The organism is Rosenbergiella sp. YN46, from assembly GCF_036620675.1.
In the GTDB taxonomy this organism is placed as follows: domain Bacteria; phylum Pseudomonadota; class Gammaproteobacteria; order Enterobacterales; family Enterobacteriaceae; genus Jejubacter.
On record NZ_JAZHEE010000029.1, the window covers coordinates 1 to 18,583 of the forward strand.

13 protein-coding genes and 1 pseudogene are annotated in these 18,583 nt (G+C 59.8%); 4 read left to right on the top strand and 10 right to left on the bottom strand.

Annotation, left to right across the window (positions count from 1 at the left end; genetic code table 11):
- Positions 1–181 precede the first annotated feature (181 nt).
- Entirely contained in the window at positions 182–1,165 is a 984-nt protein-coding gene (gene zntB, locus V3W49_RS17225; RefSeq protein WP_500147136.1) for a zinc transporter ZntB, read from the top strand.
- Positions 1,166–2,521: 1,356 nt separating this feature from the next.
- Here zntB and ttcA read toward each other — a convergent pair.
- Together ttcA and V3W49_RS17235 are read right to left on the bottom strand one after the other, a co-directional pair.
- Positions 2,522–3,454: a tRNA 2-thiocytidine(32) synthetase TtcA gene (gene ttcA / locus V3W49_RS17230; protein WP_500147138.1), complete on the bottom strand. Its 933-nt coding sequence runs from the start codon at positions 3,452–3,454 to the stop codon at positions 2,522–2,524.
- 48 nt (positions 3,455–3,502) lie between these two features.
- A pseudogene (locus V3W49_RS17235) lies at positions 3,503–3,702 on the bottom strand (tyrosine-type recombinase/integrase); the annotation flags it as partial.
- 148 nt (positions 3,703–3,850) lie between these two features.
- On the opposite strand from V3W49_RS17235, the gene V3W49_RS17240 reads away from it, so the two are divergent.
- Positions 3,851–5,179, top strand: a complete 1,329-nt coding sequence (locus V3W49_RS17240; protein WP_500147140.1) for an APC family permease — start codon at positions 3,851–3,853, stop codon at positions 5,177–5,179.
- Here the strand turns inward: V3W49_RS17240 and V3W49_RS17245 are convergent.
- The 5 genes from V3W49_RS17245 to V3W49_RS17265 form a co-directional block, all read right to left on the bottom strand.
- Entirely contained in the window at positions 5,163–5,579 is a 417-nt protein-coding gene (locus V3W49_RS17245; protein ID WP_500147142.1) for a GNAT family N-acetyltransferase, read from the bottom strand. The genes V3W49_RS17240 and V3W49_RS17245 overlap by 17 nt on opposite strands.
- Before the next feature lie 85 nt (positions 5,580–5,664).
- Positions 5,665–7,245, bottom strand: coding sequence for an aldehyde dehydrogenase (NADP(+)) (locus V3W49_RS17250; protein WP_500147144.1), 1,581 nt, complete (start codon positions 7,243–7,245; stop codon positions 5,665–5,667).
- Between the two features lie 17 nt (positions 7,246–7,262).
- A complete protein-coding gene (locus tag V3W49_RS17255) occupies positions 7,263–9,047 on the bottom strand; it encodes an IlvD/Edd family dehydratase (protein WP_500147146.1) in 1,785 nt (594 codons plus the stop codon).
- Complete coding sequence (locus V3W49_RS17260; RefSeq protein WP_500147148.1) at positions 9,037–10,431, bottom strand: MFS transporter; 1,395 nt, start codon at positions 10,429–10,431, stop codon at positions 9,037–9,039. The genes V3W49_RS17255 and V3W49_RS17260 overlap by 11 nt, the downstream gene beginning before the upstream one ends.
- Positions 10,432–10,485: 54 nt before the next feature.
- Positions 10,486–11,661 carry a fumarylacetoacetate hydrolase family protein gene (locus tag V3W49_RS17265; RefSeq protein ID WP_500147150.1) on the bottom strand — a complete coding sequence of 392 codons (1,176 nt, stop codon included), beginning with the start codon at positions 11,659–11,661 and terminating at the stop codon, positions 10,486–10,488.
- A 114-nt stretch (positions 11,662–11,775) separates the two neighbouring features.
- Here V3W49_RS17265 and V3W49_RS17270 point away from each other — a divergent pair, with 114 nt between their 5' ends.
- Positions 11,776–12,726, top strand: a complete 951-nt coding sequence (locus V3W49_RS17270; RefSeq protein ID WP_500147152.1) for a LysR family transcriptional regulator — start codon at positions 11,776–11,778, stop codon at positions 12,724–12,726.
- Between the two features lie 36 nt (positions 12,727–12,762).
- Here V3W49_RS17270 and nifJ read toward each other — a convergent pair whose 3' ends face one another.
- Complete coding sequence (gene nifJ, locus V3W49_RS17275; protein WP_500147153.1) at positions 12,763–16,293, bottom strand: pyruvate:ferredoxin (flavodoxin) oxidoreductase; 3,531 nt, start codon at positions 16,291–16,293, stop codon at positions 12,763–12,765.
- Positions 16,294–16,626: 333 nt separating this feature from the next.
- Here nifJ and V3W49_RS17280 point away from each other — a divergent pair, with 333 nt between their 5' ends.
- The gene (locus V3W49_RS17280) at positions 16,627–16,893 is read left to right on the top strand and encodes a putative hemolysin (protein ID WP_500147155.1); all 267 of its coding nucleotides are present in this window, start codon (positions 16,627–16,629) and stop codon (positions 16,891–16,893) included.
- 2 nt (positions 16,894–16,895) lie between these two features.
- Here the strand turns inward: V3W49_RS17280 and hslJ are convergent, their stop codons facing one another.
- Together hslJ and V3W49_RS17290 are read right to left on the bottom strand one after the other, a co-directional pair.
- A complete protein-coding gene (gene hslJ, locus V3W49_RS17285) occupies positions 16,896–17,333 on the bottom strand; it encodes a heat shock protein HslJ (RefSeq protein WP_500147156.1) in 438 nt (145 codons plus the stop codon).
- A gap of 112 nt (positions 17,334–17,445) precedes the next feature.
- Positions 17,446–18,438, bottom strand: coding sequence for a 2-hydroxyacid dehydrogenase (locus V3W49_RS17290; protein ID WP_500147157.1), 993 nt, complete (start codon positions 18,436–18,438; stop codon positions 17,446–17,448).
- Between the last annotated feature and the right edge of the window lie 145 nt (positions 18,439–18,583).

The window sequence follows — 18,583 nt, forward strand, 5'->3', positions numbered from 1 at the left end:
CCGGAAACGAGTGAGCGTTTCCGGATTCTTACACAACTATTGGATCGATCAACCGATCCTTAACTGATCGGCATTACCGTGGTTACGGGCGATTTTTTTTGTCTGTGGCATCATCGGGTTGCTTAACACCCGGGTGGGGCTAGACTGAAACCGTTTGATAATTTTGTGATGAGGATTGGCTGTGGATGTCATAAAGGGAGAGCAGCTGGATGTCCCGGATGCCGTGTTTGCGCTGCGCCTGGACGGTAAGGGGGGCGTTAGCGATATCGACAACGATACGGTGTTCGACAGCGAGCATCCCTGCTGGTTGCATCTGGACTATACCCGTAGCGAAAGCCAGCGCTGGCTTGCCACCACGGCGCTGCTTCCGGACGCCGTGCGCGACGCGCTGGCGGGTGACAGCACGCGTCCCCGGATTTCCCGCCTGAGCGAAGGCACTTTTATTACGCTGCGCTGCATTAACGGTAGTACCGATGAACGACCCGATCAGCTGGTTGCGATGCGGGTTTATATTGATGAACATCTGATCGTCTCCACCCGGCGACGCAAGGTGCTGGCGCTGGACGACGTGATAAGCGATCTGAATCAGGGAACCGGCCCGATAAACAGCGGTAGCTGGCTGGTGGACGTGTGTGATGCATTGACCGATCACGCTACGGAGTTTATCGATCACCTGCACGACAAAATTATGGATCTTGAGGATCAATTGCTGGATCAGGAAGTGCCGCCGCGTGGCGTGCTGGCGCTGATTCGTAAGCAGCTTATTGTTATGCGCCGCTATATGGCACCCCAGCGTAACGTCTATGCTCGCCTCGCCAGCGAACGGCTTGGCTGGATGGATGACGACGCCAGACGCCGAATGCAGGACATTGCCGACCGGCTCGGCAGGGGACTGGACGAGATAGACGCCTGTATTGCCCGTACCGCGGTGATGGCCGACGAAATCGCGCAACTGATGCAGGAATCACTGGCACGTCGCACCTATACCATGTCCGTGATGGCGATGGTATTTCTGCCTACCACCTTTTTGACCGGCCTGTTCGGCGTTAACCTTGGGGGCATTCCCGGCGGCTCCTGGCACCTGGGCTTCGGTGTATTCTGCGTCATGCTGCTGGTGATTATCGGTGGTGTTATATGGTGGTTGCGACGAGGTAAATGGCTGTAAAAATAAGGAATTAATGTGCTTGCTAACCACAAAAGGGGAGTAAACCTGATCGAGGTCAATAAACATGATATAGGATCGCGGCACTATCTCTCATGCAGGTGAATGCAACGTCAAGCGATGGGCGTTGCGCTCCATATTGTCTTACTTCCTTTTTTGAATTACTGCATAGCACAATTGATTCGTACGACGCCGACTAAATTAGTCGGCTTTTTTTTTGGGTTCATCGTGGCTTAGGTGGAGTGTTCGAAAGCGGAAACAAAAAACCGGCAGAATATGGCGATGCGGCGGGCAGTTCCGTTCACTTTGCGTCACTGCTTTTCTGTTAATCCACCGCAGGTGAACGGGCCAGGTGGGCTCAGTCGCCGCTCCCCTGGCGACCCGGGCTCCCCGGCGGTAAAAAACGCCGCTGACGCGGGCCCCTTCGCTTATCACGCCGGGCTTTTCGGAACGGGCAAGAGTCGCCATCCCAGGCGGCCTTGCCCTGTCGCGACATCCTGTCGCTCCTCCGGCCCTTCGTAAACGCTGCGGCGTTTTTTAAGCCGGGAGGCAATCCTCTCGTCGCTTCAGACGGGGTGCTCAAATGCAACCAGCAATACCTGTACGGATAAATTCGGGCAGAAGATTCAGGGCGGTGACACTCCGGCCTGAAAATCGCCGGAGTATTCACGCCGGAAAGCCAGGTTGTCAGGAGGTGGCGTTTGAGCCTCCTGACCCGTTCACCGGTTCCGGAGCCGGCATAAGAGAAATCACCTTAAGGTGAACGGAACCTTCGCCAGCGCGGCATACTCTTTCAGAACACGGCACTGTCGCAGAAATAGCGCAACCGGCATGACCACGTACTACTACCGCCGCCCCAGCCTGCATCTGAAAAGCCACCGGGTAGAATATGATGATGCGGCGGGCTGTTCCGTTCACTTTGCGTGATTGCTTCTCTGCTGATTCACCGGTTCCGGAACCGACATATAAAGGTAACCTTAAGGTGAACGGAACCTTCGCCAGCGCGGCATACTCTTTCAGAACACGGCACTGGCGCAGAAATAGCGCAACCAGCATGACCACGTACTACAACCGCCGCCCCAGCCTGCATCTGAAAAGCCACCGGGCAGAATATGACGATGCGGCGGGCTGTTCCGTTTACTTTGCGTGATTGCTTCTCTGCTGATTCACCGGTTCCGCAACCGGCATAAGAGAAATCACCTTAAGGTGAACGGAACCTCATCCTGCCCGACATACTCACCCGGAAGCCTGGGCAGCCGCCGGTAACTTCAGCTTCACGACAATCCGCGATGAACCTTTTTTTGTCTGCGATTGAGAGGCGAAGTGTGAAAAGCCCCCCGGAGCGGGAGGCGAGGGCGATTATTTAATTTCCACCACGTCCAGGCGCTGCAAAGGCTGTTCCGCTTCTTCATCCGCCCGCCAGCCCATCGGCTGCTGAGGCAGTTCTTCGCGATCGAACGCCAGATCGCCGCCGTCCACCACCTCGCTGCCGTGGGTGATCCCGGCGAAGTCAAACAACGCGCTGTCGCACAGGTGAGACGGCACCACGTTCTGCATGGCGCTGAACATGGTTTCGATCCGGCCCGGATAGCGTTTATCCCAGTCGCGCAGCATTTCAGCGATAACCTGGCGCTGCAGATTAGGCTGTGAGCCGCACAGGTTGCAGGGAATGATGGGGAAACCTTTGGCCTGCGAAAAACGCTCGATATCCTTTTCGCGGCAGTAGGCCAGCGGGCGAATAACGATATGCTTACCGTCGTCGCTCATCAGCTTGGGCGGCATGCCTTTCATCTTGCCGCCATAAAACATGTTCAGGAACAGCGTTTGTAAAATATCATCGCGATGATGGCCCAGCGCGATTTTGGTGGCGCCCAGTTCGCTGGCGGTGCGGTACAGAATGCCGCGGCGCAGGCGGGAGCAGAGCGAGCAGGTAGTTTTCCCTTCCGGGATCTTCTCTTTCACAATGCCGTAGGTATTCTCTTCCACTATCCGGTACTCGACCCCGATACTCTCCAGATACTCCGGCAGGATATGCTCAGGAAAGCCGGGCTGCTTCTGATCGAGGTTTACCGCGATCAGGCTAAAGTTAACTGGCGCGCTCTGCTGCAGATTACGCAGAATCTCCAGCATGGTGTAGCTGTCTTTGCCGCCGGAAAGGCAGACCATAATCCGGTCACCTTCCTCAATCATATTAAAATCGGCGATCGCCTCGCCCACGTTGCGGCGCAGGCGCTTCTGGAGCTTGTTGAGGTTGTACTGTTCTTTCTTGTTAACTTGCTGAGTTTCTTGCATTTTTATCAATCTCAAAAACCAAAAAGGGCATATGCGGGGCAAAAATTTTCAGATGGCCAGCCTGGCGTTCAACATATCCACCTGAGCGCCATTCATTTCTTCTATCCACGTAGCATAGATCTCATATGCCATCTGCGCGTTCTTATGCCCCATCTGGTTTGCTATGAATGATGGGTTAGCGCCAGCCGACAACAGCCAGCAGGCGAACGTGTGAGCGTATGGTACGGATTACGGCGCTGAATGCCAGCGTTTTACGGGCGCATTTACCCATCTGCGGATTGGAAGGAGAAGGTCAGTTATAACATAGATCAAAAGTTTCTATAATTTCCCTTCCCCCTGGTGCCGCGCCGTTTAACACTTGCGTCGTTTCAATAATAACAATCAAAGGTGATGGGGATGGCGCTGGCTCGTTCGTTGCGGATGCGTGACCTGGTGATTATGGGGTTGCTGTTTATTGGTCCGGCAGCGCCGGTAGGACTGTTTGGCACGCTGGACGCCGCCAGCGGCGGGGTGGTGCCACTGGTGTATGTGGTAGCGACCGTGGTGATGGGCTTTACCGCCTGGTCATATGCGCTGATGTCGCGGGCGGTGCCCAACGCCGGGGCCGTTTATGCCTATACCCGGGAAGGGATTAACCCCCGGGTGGGTTTTATCGCTGGCTGGATTATTCTGCTGGATTATCTGTTTATTCCGGCGGTGGCCTATCTGTTTAGCGGTATTTCATTAAATGCGCTGGTGCCCACGGTGCCGGTCTGGGCCTGGACGCTGCTGGCCGTGGTAGCGACCACTGCCCTGAACCTGACCGGGCTGCATAAAACCCGAAAAGTCACCATGACGGTGCTGATTGCCGAAGTGATCGTACTGGCGCTGATTCTGGCCGGTGGACTGTGGGTGCTGTGGCAGCAGGGATTCAACCGACCTCTGCTGGCGCCTTTTATCGGGAGCGATGGGATAAACAGCAGCGCCGTTTTGACCGGGGTATCAGTGGCGGTGCTCTCTTATCTGGGCTTCGATGCCATCTCTACCTTTGCCGAAGAGAATCAGGGCTCCCGCAATCAGCCCGGCCGGGCGACTTTATGGTGTCTGATCCTGGCAGGCGTGCTGTTTGTGGCTCAGACCTGGCTTGGGGCGCTGCTCAGCCCCTGGGACAGTCAGACGCTTCAGCAGCAGCCCGAGCTTCAGGGGAAGGCCTATTATGTGATTGTCGGCGAGACTATTTCTCCGTGGTTGGGTGATGCGCTGGCCTTTGTCAAAGCGTTGGGGGCGGCCTTTTCCGCTATGGTAGGCCAGGCGGCGGCAGGAAGGCTGTTGTTCAGTATGGGGCGCAGCGGTTCATTGCCGGGTTCCCTCAGTCAGATTGGCAAGCGCAGTGGGCTGCCGGTAACCGCGCTGCTGGCCGCCGCTGTGGTCAACACCGTGCTGGCGGTGATTGCCGCCAGCGTCGATGATGGGCTGTCGCATCTGGTCTCTTTTGTGGACGTGGGGGCTATCTGCGGATTTATTCTGCTGCACTGCTCGGTGATTGGCCTGTTTCTGGTGAAGCGGCGTCAGCGTAGTCTGCGCTCGCTGCTGGCTTGCGGGCTGATACCGCTCATTGGGATCGCGGTGCTGGCGCCGGTTCTGTTCCATATTCATGCCCCGGCGCTGGTGGCCGGGGCGCTCTGGTTAATGGTGGGGCTGGTGGTGCTGTGGCGCCGGCGGGGGCAGGCTACAGCCGCTTTTTAAGGTAGTAAACCGACTGACCGTCGCCGGGAAAATCTTCCAGGGTCATCTGCAACTCATAGCCCAGCTTCTGGTAGAAGGGACGGGCCTGAAAGCTGAAGGTATCCACCAGCGCAAACCGACAGCCCTGTTCCCGAGCGCTCTGTTCGGCGGCCTGCATTAGCTGGCTGCCGACACCACTGCCGCGTAACGACTCACTGACCCACAGTAGCTTAATGCACAGCCAGTTCCCTTTGCGCGAGGCGGTAAGCCCCGCCTGCGCCCGACCGGCATCATCATGCATAAAGACGCTTAAATCGCCCCAGTTACTGCGGTCGATAAACGGCGAATTATAGCTGACCAGCCCTGCGTAAAGCGCTTCCCGATCCCGTTCGTTAATGGCATTGCTTACCGTTATCTTCACTGTGCTGTGCTCCATCGGTGACTGTGTTGACGCATGTGTAACACAGACCTGAGGAATAAGGCTATCCCTCAGGCACAGGCGTTATTTAGCGTAGCGGCTCGCGAGTGTTAACACCGTTCACCAGCCGGGTGATACCCAGCGGATTTTCATCTTTCAGGGCGTCCGGCAGCAGCGCCTGGGGGTAATCCTGATAGCAGACCGGGCGCAGGAAGCGGTCGATGGCCAGAGTGCCAACCGAAGTACCGCGCGCGTCCGATGTGGCAGGCCAGGGGCCGCCGTGCACCATGGCATCGCAAACCTCCACGCCGGTAGGATAGCCGTTCAGCAACAGGCGTCCGGCTTTCTCTTCCAGCAGGTTCACCAGCGCCTGACAGTCGCGCAAGTCGTCCGGCTCGGCAATCAGCGTCGCGGTTAACTGGCCATGCATTCCCTGTAGCGCCTGATGTAACCCCTGGGCACTACTGGCCTCCACCGCCACGGTCGCCGGGCCGAACACCTCTTCCTGTAACAGCTCATCGCCGCTGGCCAGCAGTGCGGCATCGGCCTTAAACAGCCATGGGGATGCCTGATTATCATCGCGTGCTTCACCGGCCAGCGAGACCATCTGTGGGTGCTGGCTCAGACGGGCGAGCCCCTGGCGATAGTGCTGCAGGATCCCGGCATTCAGCATCACCTGCGCCGGGCGGCTGGCTATTTCATCGCGCAGCGCCGCCAGGAATTCGGTGTATTCCGGGCTTGCCACGCCGACTATCAGTCCTGGATTGGTACAGAACTGGCCGCAGCCCAGCACCACCGAATCCGCCAGCTCGCGGGCTATCTGTGGGCCGCGGCGGCGCAGGGCTTCTGGCAGCAGTATGATGGGGTTGATGCTGCTCATTTCGGCGAATACCGGAATCGGCTGCGGGCGGCTGGCCGCCATATCGAAAATGGCCCGTCCGCCGCGCAGCGAACCGGTAAAGCCCACCGCCTGAATCGCCGGATGTCTGACCAGCACTTCGCCGATGGTGGTGCCGTAAATCATACTGAATACGCCTTCAGGCATACCGGTCTGGCGGGCGGCGCGGATAATGGCGTCGGCAACGTATTCCGCTGTTGCCATATGGCCGGTGTGGGCCTTAAATACCACCGGACAGCCCGCCGCCAGCGCGGCCGCAGTGTCGCCACCGGCGGTAGAGAACGCCAGCGGAAAATTGCTGGCGCCAAACACGGCCACAGGCCCCACGCCGAGCCGCGCCTGGCGCAGATCGGGGCGCGGCAGCGGCTGCCTGTCCGGCTGGGCGGTATCGATCCGCGCGCCCAGATAATCGCCGCGCTTCAGCACCGCAGCAAACAGCCGCATCTGGCCGCTGGTACGCCCTCGCTCACCGCGCAGGCGGGCCAGCGGCAGAGCCGTTTCCCGACTGGCAAGCGCCAGAAACTCATCGTCCAGAGCATCCAGCTCGTCGGCAATGGCTTCCAGAAAACGAGCGCGCTGTTCCGGCGCCAGGCGGCTGTAGGCGGTAAAGGCGCTGCGGGCCGCTTCACAGGCCGTGGCGGCCTCCTGCTCGGTAGCCTGATAAAAACGCCACGGCAGCGCTTCGCCGCTGGTCGCGTCCAGGCTTTCCAGCACCGTATCGCCCTCGGCGCTGCGTTCTGAGCCAATAAAGTTGTAACCGGTAATTTTCATGACGGAATACTCATCTTTTAGTGTGAATGTCGGGGTAAGTTGTCGTCATTAACTACCCGCAGATAAAGGGTGGCAGGCTCCAGGCAGCCACCGGTAGAAAGCTGACCGACCATGCTGCGGTAAATTTCCTGCCACGGCGTCTGGGAAGGCGGAAGTGAAGGCTTCCAGGCCGCCCGGCGGCGTTCCATTTCGGCATCGTCAATCAACAGATCGACCCGACGCTGGTTAAGGTCTACCCGCAGGCGATCGTTGGTTTGCAGCAGCGCCAGACCGCCGCCGACGGCCGCTTCCGGCGACATATTGAGGATCGACGGGCTGGCGGAGGTGCCGCTCTGGCGCCCGTCCCCCAGGCAGGGCAGCGAGGTGACGCCCTGTTTCAACAGCGCTGCCGGCGGCGCCATATTGACCACCTCGGCGCTGCCGGGGTAGCCGACAGTCCCGGCGCCGCGGATCACCAGAATCGAGCGGGCGTCGATAGCCAGTTCGGGATCGTTAATCCGCGCGTGGTAATCCTCCGGGCCGTCGAATACGATGGCACGCGCCTCGAAGCAGTTTTCCGCGCTGGGCTCGCTGAGCCAGGTTTTGCGGAATTCGTCGCCCACTACCGACATCTTCATAATGGCACTGTCGAAGAAGTTGCCGCTCAGGACGATAAATCCGGCCCGGTGTTTAAGCGGATTTTCCCAGTCGTGAATCACGTCCGGGTTGTGGTTGCCGGACTCGCGGGCGATATCGCCAATAGTCCTGCCGCTGACCGTCTGGCAGGACTCGTTGAGGCGCCCGGCTTTGTGTAATTCGTGCAGCACCGCCGGAACCCCTCCGGCGCGGTGAAAGCCTTCCCCCAGGTAACGCCCGGCGGGCATACAGTCCACCAGCAGCGGCACCGCTTCACCCACCCGCTGCCAGTCGTCAAGGGTCAGTTCAATGCCTGCGTGGCGGGCGATGGCTATCAGATGCGGCGGACAGTTGCTGGATGCCCCCAGCGCCGAGGCCACGGTAATGGCGTTTTCGAACGCCGCTTTGGTCAGAATCTTCGACGGACGCAGATCGTCCCACACCATCTGGCAGATGCGTTTACCGGTGCGATAAGCCATTTGTCCGCGTTCGCGATAGGGGGCAGGAATACTGGCACAGCCCGGCAGCGACATGCCGAGCGCTTCGGCCAGCGCGTTCATCGAAAGCGCAGTGCCCATGGTGTTGCAGTGGCCGATGGAAGGTGAAGATGCCGTGGTCAGCTCCATAAAGCCTTCGTAGTCGATCTCACCGGTGGCCAGCAGATTACGGGCGTGCCAGATAACGGTGCCGGAGCCAATTAGTTCCCCTTTATAGTGACCGTCGAGCATTGGCCCGCCGGAAAGCACAATAGCGGGCAGATCGGTGGTGGCGGCGGCCATCAGGCAGGCGGGGGTGGTTTTATCACAGCCGGTGGTCAGTACCACGCCATCCAGCGGATAGCCGTGCAGGATCTCCACCAGCCCCAGATAGGCCAGGTTACGATCCAGTGCCGCCGTAGGGCGCCGGCTCTGTTCGGCGATGGGGTGAACCGGGAACTCCATTGGAATGCCGCCGGCATCGCGAATACCGGCCTTTACCCGCTCCGCCAGCGCCTGGTGGTGGCGGTTGCAGGGGGTCAGATCGCTGCCGGTTTGGGCGATGCCGATAATCGGGCGCCCTGACTGTAGCTCGTCACGGGTCAGCCCGTAGTTCATATAGCGTTCGACATACAGTGCCGTCATATCGGCGTGCTCAGGGTCGTCGAACCAGCGCTGGCTACGCAATTTGGGTACCGGTTTATCCTTCATGATTTTTCTCTCTTATTAGTATGGCGCCCGGGGCGCGGTGGCGGGGCAGCTGGCCGACGGCATCCTGAAGCAGCGTCAGGTCGCGGCCGCGGGTTTCAACGGAAAGCCAGCTACCGGCAAGCGTAATGCCCCCCAGAACAATAGTGTATGCGGCCAGCACCCAGGGGGCGCCGTCGGCCAGTCCTGTGAGCCAGATCCCGAGTAGTGGTGCCAGTCCGCCGGAAAGCAGGGCGCCGACTTCACGGGAAAGGGCCACCCCGGAGTAGCGGTAGCGGTTGCCGAATAGCTCGGTAAAGTGAGCGCACTGGGCGCCGAGCATGCTGTTGGCGCCGATAGCGAAACCACCGACAATCGCCAGGGTGATAAGCCAGGGATTGCCGCTGGCGATCATCATCCAGGCCGGAAAGGCCCAGAGCATGCAGAACAGCGCACCGGCGCGATAGACCCGCAATCGACCCACCCTGTCCGAAAGCGCGCCGAACAGCGGGGTAGTGATCACGCTCGCCACGCTTGCCAGCAGCACGGCATTGGTGCCGATCTGCGCGAAGGTGGCGCTCTGTTGGGCCTGGGTGGCAGCGTAGCCGGTCAGAAAAGCGATGGAGACCGTGGCGTACAGAGTAGAGCTGCCGGTTTCCGCCATGCGCATCAGAATGGTGGCGGCCAGCGGGCGTCGCGCATCGCGCAGCACCGCCCGCATTGGTGCTTTAACCACCTGCTGTTGGGTCTCCAGAGTCTTAAACACCGGGCTCTCTTTCAGCCTTAAGCGTACCCAGATGGCGACGGCAATCAGTACCACGCTCAGCAGGAACGGAATACGCCAGCCCCAGCTCAGGATCTGCTGTTCGGTCAGCAGCAGCTGCATCACCCGAAAGGTGATGGTGGCCAGTGCCAGCCCGGAAAAGACCCCGATAAACGGCAGCGCTGCATACCAGCCGCGGCGTTTGGGGGGCGCCAGCTCTGCCATCAGGGTGGCGGCACCGGACTGTTCGGCGCCGGCGCCAAAGCCCTGAAGCAGGCGCAGGATAACCAGCAGCACGGCGCCCAGCGGCCCGGCAGGCAGCAGACCGATAAGCGTGGTGGCGACGCCCATCAGCCCGATGGTGATCAGCAACACCAGTTTGCGGCCCTTGCGATCCCCGAGCGATCCGAAAAACAGACCGCCGAAAGGCCGGGCCAGGAACCCGGCGCCGTAGGTGGCGAAGCTGGCCAGCAGGGCGCCGGTCACACCCAGCGAGGGAAAGAAAATATGGCCGAAGACCAGCGCCGACGCCAGCCCGTAAATCGCGAAATCGTAATACTCCAGCGCGCTACCGACGGCGCCGGTAAAGATTGCCCGCCGCAGCTGGCGCGGATCGGGCGTAGAAGAATGGTTCTGTACACGCATAGCATGCTCCTCCATTGGGATTGCCGTTACAGCGTGAGTTCAGGATGGCGGGCGTTACAGCAGGCGGCGCCGGCTCAGGTTGTCGAACAGCGCGCGCAGCCCGAAGGTCCAGGACGGCGCCTGGTCGCTGGTGGTGACCCGATTGCGCAGGGCGCCCAGCATCGGAGTGCTAATGGTGACGGTATCGCCAGGGCGGTGGGTAAAACCGGCGCCGGGGCTACCCCTGTCCTGGGTAGGGGCGAACAGCGTGCCCAGGAACAGTGCGAAGCCGTCGGGATACTGGTGACTGGCGTTCAGGGTTTGTCGAACCAGATCTTCAGGATCGCGGCTAATGGCGCTCATGGCGCTCAGCCCGTTGAGCTGGAATCCCTCTTCGCCCTGTACCGTCAACGCCACCTCGCAGTTGCGCAGATGGTCAAGGGTAAAGTCGTCGTCGAACAGGCGAATAAAGGGGCCGATAGCGCAGGAGGCGTTATTGTCCTTGGCTTTGCTTAGCAGCAGGGCGCTGCGGCCTTCGAAATCGCGCAGGTTGACGTCGTTGCCCAGGGTCGCGCCCTGAATCCGGCCGCGGCTGTTGACCAGCAGCACCACTTCCGGCTCCGGATTATTCCAGCTGGAGTGGGGATGAATACCGATGGAGGCGCCGCTGCCGACGCTTGCCAGTACCGGCGCCTTGGTAAAGATCTCGGCGTCCGGGCCAATGCCGACCTCCAGATACTGAGACCACAGGCCGCGTTCGATCAATAGCTGCTTCAGGGCGGCGGCCCGTTCGGAACCGGGCTTTACCGCCCGCAGGTCCGGGCCGGTGAGATCGTAGATACGGGCCCGCAGACCACTGGCCCGTTCGCCGTCGCCAGCGGCCTGTTCTTCTATTACCCGCTCCAGCATGCTGTCGACGAAAGTGACCCCGGCGGCTTTAATCACCTGAAGGTCGATGGGGGATAGCAGGTACGGCCGTTCGGGATCCGGCGCATCGCCGCTATTGGCCAGTAGCTCACAAAGTGAGCCAATATGGCGTCCCTTTGTCTGGCGTATCACATCCCCGGGGTTTTCCAGTTCCAGAAGTCCGGCGACGGTGGCAGCCTGTTGCGAAATATCGAAGACGTCGTCGCCGCGCAGAACCACCGGCGAAGGGCCGGGGCAGGCGCCGGGAACCCAGGCGCGGCCAATCAGGCAGCCGCGGGTTCCGTCTTCGGGCAGGGTGTTTGCAGGGTTCAGAGCGATGGTCATGGGAGTTTCTCCTCATTGTTGTTGCTGTTACGTTATGCGGCGCGGGAGATAAACTCCAATGGCATTCATTCAGTCATCGATAACCGGGCGTTATCGGTATTTACAGGGCGCACTATGTCTGAAATCTCGTTTACCAGCTTCTGCCACTGGCTGAAGTTCCGCCATCTGTTGCTGATCGATACGCTCGGCCGTACCGGGAATATGCACCTGGCGGCGGAGCAGATGAGTCTGAGCCAGCCTGCGCTCAGTAAAATGCTCAGGGAGATAGAAAATCAGTTCGGCTTTCCTCTGTTTGAGCGTCTGCCGCGCAGTATGCCGCCTACGGCGCTCGGCAGCGAGGTGGTGCGTTACGCGCAGGTGGCGCTCAATGACGCCCGGGGATTTGCGGCGCGTATTGACAGCCTGCGCTCTGGCGGCCACGGCCATCTGCGGGTGGGGGGAATCTTCGCCGCTACGGCGGTGGCGCTGCCCCAGGCTATCGTCAGTATCAAAAAGCGCTGGCCGCTGCTGGCGCTGGAGGTGGTGGAGCAGACCAGCGATCATCTGATGGAGATGCTTAAGGCCCGTACGCTGGATCTGGCTATCGGCCGCTTTACCGAGCCCCGGCAGCGCCAGCTGTTCGACTTCCGCCCGCTGGGCCCGGAGCCGTTCTGCCTGGTGGTGAATCGCCGCCATCCTCTGGCCGGACACCGCCAGCGCTACAGCCTGGGGGAACTGCTGGCATGGCCGTGGATCCTCTATCCCCAGGGAACGCCAATCCGTCGCCAGATGGAAGAGGCCTTTGCCGCAGCTGGAGTCGCCACGCCGCACAACACCGTGGAAACCATTTCAATGCAGACCTTCCTTCAGGTACTACAGGGGGGGCCGATGATCGGCATGCTGCCGGAAGCCATGGCCGCAGCTCACCTGCACGGCGGGTTGCTGAGCGTGCTGAACACCGACCTACGGCTGGCGCCGCAGGAATATGGAATACTGACCCGGCGCGGCGAACCATTAACGGAGATCGCCCGGGAATTTATGGGGCTGCTGCTGGCGCCGGAGACCGAGCATGCTGATGAAAAGTGACACCCCGCCGAAAGGCGGGGTGGAAAAGGGCGACGGTTATTCGCCGCTTTTACTCTGCTGCTTACCGGCCAGCATCGCCAGGAAGTCGTAGTGGCGTTGCAGGGAGCTGGCGGCCTCCTGCCATAGCTGTTCCGCCACTTCCGGCTGGCTGACGTTCAGGCGTCGGAAGCGCTGCTCGTTAAGCAGGGTTTCCGCCAGCGCGTCCGACGGCGGGCGGGAATCCAGCGAGAGCGGCGGTTTTCCCTGCTCGGCGCGGCGCGGATCGAAGCGATAAAGCGGCCAGAAGCCGGTGGCGGTCAGCTGACGCATTTGATCGTGACTCAGGGCCAGGTCGTAACCGTGCTCCACGCAGGGGCTGTAAGCGATGACCAGCGACGGGCCGTCGTAGGCTTCGGCCTCCTGTAGCGCCTTCACGGCCTGGTTTAGCTGGGCGCCCAGCGCTATCTGGGCAACGTAGACGTGGCCGTACATCATCACATTTACCCCCAAATCCTTACGCGCCTTACGCTTGCCCTGTTCGGCAAACTTCATTACCGCTCCCAGCGGCGTGGCCTTGGAGGCCTGACCGCCGGTGTTGGCGTAGCACTGGGTATCCAGCACCAGCACGTTGACGTTTTCGCTCAGACTCAGCACGTGATCCAGACCGCCGTAGCCGATATCGTAGGCCCAGCCGTCACCGCCGATGAGCCAGATAGATTTATCCACCAGCGCGTCGGCGTCGGTCTCTAATTGGCGAGCCTGCGGGGCGTCGATATCCGCCAGCGCCTGGCGCAGCGCGGCTATCTGTTCCCGGCGTTCGGGAATTTCAGCCTCGGCGTTCAGCTGTTCTACAAGCGTTGCAGGAAGCTGGTCAGCCAGTTGGGTTAACAGGCGCCGGACGCGATCCGCATGCTGGTTCGCCGTCAGGCGGAAGCCTAATCCGAATTCGGCGTTATCTTCGAACAGCGAGTTAGCCCAGGCCGGGCCGCGGCCATGTTCATCGGTGGTCCAGGGGGTGGAGGGCAGATTACCGCCGTAAATCGACGAACAGCCGGTTGCGTTGGCCACCATCATCCGATCGCCATACAGTTGGGTCAGCAGCTTGATGTAGGGCGTCTCACCGCAGCCGGAACAGGCGCCGGAGTATTCAAACAGCGGCGTAATCAACTGCGAGGTACGGATATCGATACGCTCCAGCTTGCTGCGGTCAATCTCCGGCAGATTGAGGAAGAAGTCGTAATTGGCTTTTTCTTCCTCGACGTGCTCCAGACGCGACATCATATTGATGGCCTTGATTTCCGGGTTCTGGCGATCTTTGGCCGGGCACACCTCCACGCACAGATTACAGCCGGTGCAGTCTTCCGGCGCCACCTGCAGCACATATTTCTGGCCGCGCATATCCCGGGATTTCACATCCAGCGACTGGAGCGAACCGGGGGCGCTTTCCATTTCCCCGGGCGCGACCACTTTGGCGCGGATAGCGGCATGGGGGCAGGCGGCCACGCAGTGGTTACACTGGGTGCAGATATCCGGCTTCCAGATGGGGATCTCGTCGGCAATGTTGCGTTTTTCCCAGCGGGTGGTGCCCACCGGCCAGGTGCCATCAGGCGGCAGGGCGGAAACCGGCAGCGCATCCCCCAGTCCCGCCAGCATGGCGGCGGTGACCGTTTTGACAAAGTCCGGCGCGGCGTCGGCTACCACCGGAGGCATATGGTGGCTGTTATCCAGCACATCCCCCAGCGTTACCTGGCTCAGGGACTCCCGGGCCAGCGCCAGCGCCTGCCAGTTGCGCTCTACCAGCTCCTGGCCTTTGCTGCTGTAGCTCCGGGCGACAGCGCCCTGGAGTTCCTGCAGCGCGCTGTCGCCCGGCAGAATCTCGGTCAGGTGGAAGAAGGCCATCTGCATCACGGTGTTAATGCGCGCACCAAGCTGGCATTCGCGGGCGATACGTGTGGCGTTAATGACCCACAGGCGGGCGTTCTTCGCGCGCAGCTGCGACTGAACCTCCTGAGGCAGGCGCTCCCACACCTCTTCCGGCTCATAGGGGGTGTTCAGCAGGAACAGGCCGCCGGGTTTAAGGTGCTCCACCATGGCATATTTATCGATGAACTGCAGCTGATGGCAGCCGATAAAATCGGCCTTCTCCACCAGATAGGCCGAACGAATGGGATGTTCGCTCACCCGCAGATGGGAAACCGTCAGGCCGCCTGCCTTTTTGGAGTCGTAGACGAAATAGCCCTGGGCATACCACGGGGTGGCGTTGCCGATAATCTTGATGTTGTTCTTGGTGGCGGAAACGGTGCCGTCGCTGCCCAGACCGTAAAACAGCGCTGAGAGTCGGGCATCCGACGGCAGATCATCGGAAGGCAGCGCCAGGGAAAGATTCGTGACATCGTCATAGATGCCAACAGTAAAGCGCGGCTTCGGCCGCTCGGCCTGCAGCTCGCGGAACACCGCCAGCGCGCAGTCGGGGCCGAACTCTTTGGAAGAAAGACCATAACGCCCGCCGATAACCCTGGGCAGAGTTTCGCGCTCGCCGCTGCTGTACGCTTCCGCCAGCGCGGTCATGATGTCGAGATGTAGCGGCTCCGCCAGGGCGCCTGGCTCTTTGGTGCGATCCAGCACCGCCAGGCTGCGCACGCTCTGGGGCAGAGCTTCCAGCAGGCGACGGGCCGAGAAGGGGCGATACAGGCGAACTTTCACAACGCCGACTTTTTCGCCGCGCTTGAGCAGTTCGTCCACCACCTCTTCACAGGTGCCGATGGCCGACCCCATCAGGGCGATAACCCGCTCCGCCTCGGGGTGCCCGTAGTATTCAAACGGGCGGTACTGGCGTCCGGTCGCGGCGGCGAAATCATCCATCGCTTTTTCCACATGCTCGCAGACCGCGTTATACCAGGGGTTGGTGGCTTCGCGGGACTGGAAGTAAGTATCCGGATTGGCGGAAGTGCCGCGAATGACGGGGTGCTCGGGGGTCAGGGCCCGGGCCCGATGTTCGTCAATGGCCGACTGGGGCATCAGCTCACGCAGAGTGTCGTCCGAAAGTGGAGCGATCTTATTGATTTCATGCGATGTCCGAAAGCCGTCGAAGAAATGAATAAAGGGGATGCGGCTGTTCAGCGTCGCCATCTGGGCGATCAGCGCAAAGTCCTGAGCTTCCTGAACGCTGGCGGCACACAGCATGGCGCAACCGGTCTGGCGCACCGCCATCACATCGGAGTGATCGCCAAAAATCGACAGCGCGTGAGTGGCGACGGTACGCGCTGCCACGTGCAGCACGAAGGGCATTAGCTGACCGGCGAGCTTATACAGCGTCGGGATCATCAGCAGCAGTCCCTGGGAGGAGGTAAAAGTGGTCGACAGCGCGCCGGTTTGCAGAGCGCCGTGCACCGTCGCGATGGCTCCGGCTTCGGACTGCATTTCCACGACCTGTGGCCGATCGCCCCAGACGTTTTTCATTCCGTCTGCTGACCAGGCGCCCGCGTGTTCGGCCATGGTTGAGCTGGGGGTAATCGGGTAAATTGCGATCACTTCGCTGGTGCGCCAGGCTACGGACGCGACGGCGCCATTCCCGTCAGTTGTAATCATAAGTTACCTTCACATTGCGCCAAAAAGAGGATACGCCTGTCGGCGTATCCGTAATAAGGAATAACAATCTGCTGTGTATGGATATGCTTTTATCTTAGCAGAGGCCTGAAATCGGCATTTTCATTTTTGTGTCCCCCGGATACCGCCCGTACTGTGGTTTAGCCTGTAAGTGACAATGTCACGAGACAAAAAATGAACGGGATCATAAAAACGCGCAAAAATCTGTTTCAGAAAATGAAATATCGCGTTTTGTCCCTCGACGCCAGCCGTCTGGCTGACCTATGATTCAAAAGTTTTGTGTCGGAAATAATGTAAACCAGGGGGAGACAGCAGATGCGCGCAGGATTTTGGTTGGCAGCCAGCGTTTTATTTTTGTCCGCATGCAGCAGCGAGCCGCAGCAGCAGGGGACTGCCGCGCACGTTGCGCCAGGCACGCGAGCGGCGATGTCCGCACAGGGGGAAGCCAGTTGCGCCATGATTGGCGGTTCGCTTTCCGTCGCGCGCCAGCTTGACGGAACGTCGATGGGGATGTGCGCGTTGCCGAACGGTAAGCGCTGCAGCGAAAGGGCGCTGGCGTCCGGCAACTGCGGAAGTTACTGAGTTTAGTTAACCCATTCGGCGCGTTTATAGACCAGGGTGTGCTGCTGGTTTTTCAGCGTCAGCCTGTCGCCATTTACGCTGACGTGAACGCCCGCGGTCATCATCTGACCGAACAGCGTATCCAGCGCGTTGAGCTGTGGATCGACGCACATCATTCGGGTTGAGGCCAGCTGCGCTTTCAGCATGCCGTTGCTCAGTTCGCCCTGACCGGTGAAGCGGTTACACATCGCGCCGGAAATATGCATTTTCTCGCCGAAGTCTATCTCCGGCTGGCGTTTGCTTTTATCTGACAGCGTCAGCGGTTTTCCATCCACGCTTTCCAGCAGGAAGCGGTGGTGCTGGAGCTGCTCTGCGCTGGCGCCCGTAGCCTTGCTATCGCTCTGTGCGCATCCTGTCAGCGCGCTGCATGCCACCAGAAGCGTGGCCAGTGACTTCTTCATATCTTCTCCCTGAGATTGTCTGGTTGACGCTGCCGGAAGTGTGGCAGCGAGTAATGGCGCCGTCTTTGCGGCATTGTCTGAAAAGCGCGCGCTCGTGACCGCGCGCAGAAGATTAACCGTTCAGCTCATTGGGGCAGGCTTCGCCTTTTGCCAGTTGATCCAGATTCTTCAGGGTGGTCTCTGAAATGCTGATCAAGGCTTCCGCAGTCAGAAAGGCCTGGTGCCCGGTAAACAATACGTTATGGCAGGCGGAACGTCGGCGGAAAACATCGTCCTGGATAACATCGTTGGATTTGTCCTCAAAGAACAGGTCGCGTTCGTTTTCGTAAACGTCCATCCCCAGCGCGCCGATCTTCTGGGTTTTCAGGGCGTCGATAGCCGCCTGGGAATCGATGAGTCCGCCGCGGCTGGTGTTGATAATCATCACGCCGTCTTTCATCTGCGCGAAGGCATTGGCATTCAGCAGGTGATAGTTTTCTGGCGTCATGGGGCAATGCAGGCTGATCACGTCGGACCGGGTCAGCAGCGTGGGCAGATCCACATATTCGGCACCCAGATCCAGGGCATCCGGGTTCGGGTAGGGATCAAAAGCCAGCAGGCGCATACCGAAGCCTTTCAGTATGCGAAGGGTGGCGGTGCCTATCTTACCGGTACCGATAATTCCCGCAGTCTTGCCGTGCATGGTGAAGCCGGTCAGCCCCTCCAGCGAGAAGTTGGCGTCGCGGGTACGCAGCCAGGCGCGATGAATGCGGCGGTTCAGGCACATCATCATTCCCACTGCATGTTCGGCCACCGCTTCCGGCGAGTAGGCGGGAACCCGCACCACCCGTAGCCCCAGCTCTTTGGCGGCATCGAGATCGACGTTATTGAATCCGGCGCAGCGCAGGGCGATATATTTCACTCCCTGACTTTTTAACTCTTCCAGCACCGGGCGGCTGCCGTCATCATTAACGAACAGGCAAACGGCTTCACAATCGTGGGCTGTTTTAGCCGTTTTTTCGGTCAGAAGAAAGTCAAAAAATTCGAGATCAAAACCATATTCCTGGTTAACATGCTGCAAATACTTTTTGTCATACTGTTTTGTACTGTATACGGCCAGTTTCATAAGACTTTCTCCAGTGGTTCTGATGGCAGAGATTATCACCGCTAATATTGTCTGACAATTTTAAAATAATGCGCTACATATCTGGTACATACTTATTAGTTTAGGCCATTGAGGCTCGCGGAAGGTACCCAACTTCACCTGGTTG

Bases quoted from the DNA above. Each gene is read 5' to 3' on its own strand.
- V3W49_RS17270 (WP_500147152.1), top strand. From the start codon at position 11,776: ATGTCTGAAATCTCGTTTACCAGCTTCTGCCACTGGCTGAAGTTCCGC.
- V3W49_RS17255 (WP_500147146.1), bottom strand. From the start codon at position 9,047: ATGAAGGATAAACCGGTACCCAAATTGCGTAGCCAGCGCTGGTTCGAC.
- V3W49_RS17240 (WP_500147140.1), top strand. From the start codon at position 3,851: ATGGCGCTGGCTCGTTCGTTGCGGATGCGTGACCTGGTGATTATGGGG.
- V3W49_RS17260 (WP_500147148.1), bottom strand. From the start codon at position 10,431: ATGCGTGTACAGAACCATTCTTCTACGCCCGATCCGCGCCAGCTGCGG.
- V3W49_RS17280 (WP_500147155.1), top strand. From the start codon at position 16,627: ATGCGCGCAGGATTTTGGTTGGCAGCCAGCGTTTTATTTTTGTCCGCA.
- ttcA (WP_500147138.1), bottom strand. From the start codon at position 3,454: ATGCAAGAAACTCAGCAAGTTAACAAGAAAGAACAGTACAACCTCAAC.
- nifJ (WP_500147153.1), bottom strand. From the start codon at position 16,293: ATGATTACAACTGACGGGAATGGCGCCGTCGCGTCCGTAGCCTGGCGC.
- V3W49_RS17250 (WP_500147144.1), bottom strand. From the start codon at position 7,245: ATGAAAATTACCGGTTACAACTTTATTGGCTCAGAACGCAGCGCCGAG.
- V3W49_RS17290 (WP_500147157.1), bottom strand. From the start codon at position 18,438: ATGAAACTGGCCGTATACAGTACAAAACAGTATGACAAAAAGTATTTG.
- hslJ (WP_500147156.1), bottom strand. From the start codon at position 17,333: ATGAAGAAGTCACTGGCCACGCTTCTGGTGGCATGCAGCGCGCTGACA.
- V3W49_RS17265 (WP_500147150.1), bottom strand. From the start codon at position 11,661: ATGACCATCGCTCTGAACCCTGCAAACACCCTGCCCGAAGACGGAACC.